Source organism: Allobaculum sp. (assembly GCF_047010065.1).
Lineage (GTDB): Bacteria > Bacillota_I > Bacilli_A > Erysipelotrichales > Erysipelotrichaceae > Allobaculum > Allobaculum fili.
Genome location: NZ_JBKXLD010000138.1, coordinates 1 through 4,271 on the forward strand (window position 1 = coordinate 1; position 4,271 = coordinate 4,271).

Annotated in this window: 3 protein-coding genes; all 3 read right to left on the reverse strand. The window is 52.1% G+C overall.

What is annotated here, in order from left to right; all coding sequences use genetic code 11:
• Positions 1 to 151: 151 nt before the first annotated feature.
• Positions 152 to 754, reverse strand: a complete 603-nt coding sequence (yihA, locus tag ACLUYS_RS09430) for a ribosome biogenesis GTP-binding protein YihA/YsxC (protein WP_230267613.1) — start codon at positions 752 to 754, stop codon at positions 152 to 154.
• Positions 755 to 759: 5 nt separating this feature from the next.
• Positions 760 to 3,180: an endopeptidase La gene (gene lon, locus ACLUYS_RS09435; protein WP_288338926.1), complete on the reverse strand. Its 2,421-nt coding sequence runs from the start codon at positions 3,178 to 3,180 to the stop codon at positions 760 to 762.
• An 84-nt stretch (positions 3,181 to 3,264) separates the two neighbouring features.
• Positions 3,265 to 4,271, reverse strand: a 1,007-nt coding sequence (gene tig, locus ACLUYS_RS09440; protein WP_412659716.1) for a trigger factor, incomplete at its 5' end; no start/stop codon positions are given.

The following is a 4,271-nucleotide window of genomic DNA, read 5'->3' on the forward strand; positions in this document are numbered from 1 at the left end:
ATTATCCCAAGGAGGCGGTCGAGAAAATACCCGTCTTTTATTTGACGCTTACGTTATAAAAAAGTAACGTTCCTAATCGTTTGCTGCACAAAAAAACCGCATAGGGAATTTCATTTTCCCGTGCGGTTCGCTTGTTTCATGGATTGGAAAGCTAGGCGTTTTCGCCGGCTACTTCTGCCTTCTGGCCAAGCAGGCCGAGGATCGCCTGATAAATCTCGTCAAATCCGCTCTTTTCTACCGAAGAGATCGGATAGATGGATTTCATCGGAATCTGCAGATCGCGCGAGATGACTTTCAGAGCGGCCTGTCGTTTTGTCTTAGGGACCTTATCGATTTTGGTAGCCCCGATAATGATCCTGCGGCCGGTCTGCTTAAAGTAGTCGATCATGTCCAGATCGTCTGCGCTAGGCGCATGACGGGCATCGACCAGGCAGACAACGCCGGCGATCTGTTTGCGTTCTCCGAAGTAATCGTCCATCATCCTGCCCATCTGGCGCAGCTGGGCCTGTGAGAGCTTCGCATAGCCATAGCCTGGGACATCGACCAGCGCCCACTGTCCGTCAATATCAAAGAAGTTGATCAGCTGAGTTTTGCCGGGGGTGGAACCGACGTACGCCAGCTTCTTGCGACCAGTAAGCGCGTTAATGAAACTGCTCTTGCCGACGTTAGAACGGCCGACAACGACGATTTCCGGCAGATCGCTGTCCGGCCAGTTGTCCTTGCCGGAAGCGGAGACGAGAAAGGAGCTGTTCAGCTGTTTCAAGCTGCGTCACCTGCCTGAACTGCAGGCTGTCCTGCAGCTGCAGCAGGAAGTGCTGCGGTTTCTGGATTCGTCTTGGCTTTTCGGGTACGCGTTTTCTTTTTCGCCTTGAGCGGTTTGGTGAGCGCGTTGGCGAGAACTTCATCTACGGTAGCTACCGGCGTGAAGGTTACGGCTTTACGCACTTCTTCCGGAATGTCTTCCAGATCCTTTTCATTCATTTTTGGAATGAGGATGCTGGTAATTCCGCTGCGGTAGGCGGCCAGGGATTTCTCTTTCAGTCCGCCGATCGGCAGAACGTGTCCGCGCAGGGTCACTTCACCGGTCATCGCCAGATTGGATTTCACCGGGATGCCGGTCATCAGCGAGGTCAGAGCAGTCGTCATCGTTACGCCAGCCGAAGGTCCGTCTTTTGGTACGGCGCCTTCCGGTACGTGCAGATGAATGTCGTTTTTGGCGAACAGTTCTCCGTCTATGCCGTAGCGATCGGCATTGGCACGCACGTAGTCGAGCGCGATGGACGCGGATTCCTTCATGACATCGCCAAGCTGTCCGGTCAGGATCAGGTTTCCCTTGCCTTCGAACTTATTGGCTTCAATCTGAAGGATGTCGCCGCCAAAGGACGTGTAGGCCAGTCCGGTAACGGTGCCGACCTGATCTTCCTCTTCGCGCTTGCCATAGTCGACTTTCTCATTGCCAAGCCATTCGTGGATGAGATCCTTGTCGATCACAACCTTGTCGAATTTCTTGCGCAGAATGCCGAGGACGGCTTTGCGGGCCAGAGAGCCGAGGGTACGTTCGAGCTGACGAACGCCGGCTTCTCTTGTGTAGTAGCGAATCAGATAGAGGATCATGGCATCGCTGATTTCGAACTGTTCCGGTTTCAGACCGTTTTCTTCGAGCTGTCTGGGCACGAGATGACGCTTGGCGATCTGGATTTTTTCCACATCGGTATAGGACGAAATCTCAATGATTTCCAGACGGTCTTTCAGAGCGGCCGGGATGTTTTCGAGGTAGTTTGCGGTAGCGATAAAGAGAACTTTGGACAGGTCGTACGGCTCTTCGATGTAGTGATCGGAGAACAGCGCGTTCTGTTCGGGGTCCAGTACTTCCAGCATGGCCGAAGACGGGTCGCCTTTGTAGTCGGAAGCCATCTTGTCGATTTCATCAATCAGGAAAACCGGGTTGATGACTTCGGCTTTTTTCATGCCTTCAATGACACGGCCAGGAAGCGCACCGATGTACGTACGGCGATGACCGCGGATTTCCGCTTCATCGCGCACGCCGCCAAGGGACATCTTGACGAAATGACGGCCCAGCGCGCGGGCAATCGATTTGGCCAGAGACGTCTTTCCGACTCCAGGAGGGCCTGCGAGGCAGAGGATCGGCGCTTTCAGAGACTGGGTGTTCTGCTTCACGGCGAGATACTCCAGAATACGTTCCTTGACTTTTTCCAGACCGTAATGGTCTTCTTCCAGGACCGCTTCGACCTGATCGAGGTCTTCGTTGTCCGTGGTCGTCTGCCACCAGGGCAGATTCATGAGCCAGTCAATGTACGTCTTGATGATGCCGGTCTCGCCGCTGGCTGCCGGCAGCGTTTCGTAGCGGTCGAGTTCTTCGAGAACTTTCTTGCGAATGTTTTCCGGATACGGATTGTCTTCCAGGCGCTTGCGGATTTCCTGGCCTTCCTTGCCGATGGACGGTCCGTCGGAAAGCTGTTCCTGCATCGCCGCGATTTTCTCGCGAAGGAAGAAGTCCTTCTGGTTCTGATCAATACGTTCCTTGACGGTTTCGTTGATCATTTTTTCTACTTCCGCCAGATACTTTTCCTGCTCAATGTCTTCTTTAAGCATGTACAGTCTGGCGTTAATGCTGGTTGTTTCGAGATACTTCTGTTTCCGTTCGATGGAAAGCGGGAAAATCTGGGCCGCCTTGTTGGTCAGATTTTCCGGCGTGATTCCTTTGGAAAGGTCGAGCAGGAGTTCTTTGGACATGAACTTTTCGCCTGTTTTCATCCCTTCCAGGGACTCTTTAATCATCCGCATCAGAACGGTTTCTTCCGTTTCATCTGCTCTTTCGGATTCGAGAACTTCGACTTCGCAAAGATCAGACAAGGCGCCTTCTTCAAAGCTTTCAAGCTTTACCCGTTCAATACCCTGAAATTTCACGCGGACGAAACGGTCGAAACGACGAGCATGACGGATCCAGCAGAGGGTACCCACTTTGTGGATATCGTCTTCGGTGGGAGCGTCAATATCATTCTTGATCTGTGAGAACATGCAGATCTGGCCGCTGTAGTTTCCCTGTGCGTTATCAATCGCGCGGATGCTGGATTCCCGGCCGACGTCAATGACGATTTCCTGGCCAGGGAATACAACTACGCCGCGAGTGCAGATAATGGGATATGTCTTGGAATTCATTCAAGTATACCTCCTGTCTGTTACGGCCCATATATGGGCAAAAAAGACGCACAAGCGTCTTTTTTTATCTTAAATAAATGCCTGTTATTCAGCTGCTGCTTCTTCGCCCTGTGCGGCTTCGAGAGCTTCAACTGCCTTGTCGTGCAGAAGAGAATGTTTTACTTCTTCACGGTTTACGTTTTTGAGGATGTCTTCCACCTTCGCGTTGTTGGCTTTTGCGAAGTCTTCGATTTCGGCATCAACTTCCTCATCGGTTACTTCCAGACCGGCTTCACGGGCGATCGCGTCAAGAACGAGCGTGTTCAGAACGCGCATTCTGGACTCTTCGTAGAACTGGCCGGCAAGAGCGGACGGTTCAATGCCTGCCTGCGAGAGGAAGTTCATGAAGTTGTCCATATTGCCGAACTGGCTGGCCAGACGGTTGATCTGGTAGTTGGTTTCATTGCGGATCATGGATTCCGGAATTTCTACATCGGCTTTTTCGCCAACGGCTTTGAGCAGTTCGCCGATGAATTTTTCTTCCGCTGCGTTTTCACGTGCTTCCTGCATGCGTGTGCGCAGAGTTTCTTTCATCGCGTCAACGGTTTCCGGCTTGTCCAGATCTTCCTGCGCTTTGGCGAATTCATCGTTCACCAACGGAAGCTTGTCGCGGAATACGTCGCCGACAGTCAGATGGAGCGTCGTTACGTTTCCTTCTGCATCGGTGTTTTCTACGTCTTTTTCTTCACCGGTCTTCATGCCAAGCAGAGCGTCTTCAACGGTTTTGTCTGCGCCGGCACCGATGACGAGCTGTTTTTTCACTTCGGAGTCGCCGTCTTTAACGGTTACGGCAACATCGTCGCCTTCTTCAATGGCACCGTCTTCAACGAGTTCGCTTTCTGCGGCTTTTTTCTGACGGTCCTTAATGGCGTTTTCTACGTCTTCGTCGGTAACGGTCACTTCGTCCTTTTTAATGCCGAGGTTTTTCCACTGACCGAGTTTGGCTTCTGGAGCTACAGGTACGGTAAAGGTGAGCGCAACGCCTTCATCGTTCACTTCGAAACCGTCAAAGGAAATGCGGTCGATTGGTTCTACGTCGGCTTCTTCAATGA

Coding starts and splice junctions, on each gene's coding strand:
- lon (WP_288338926.1), bottom strand. CDS start 3,180: ATGAATTCCAAGACATATCCCATTATCTGCACTCGCGGCGTAGTTGTA.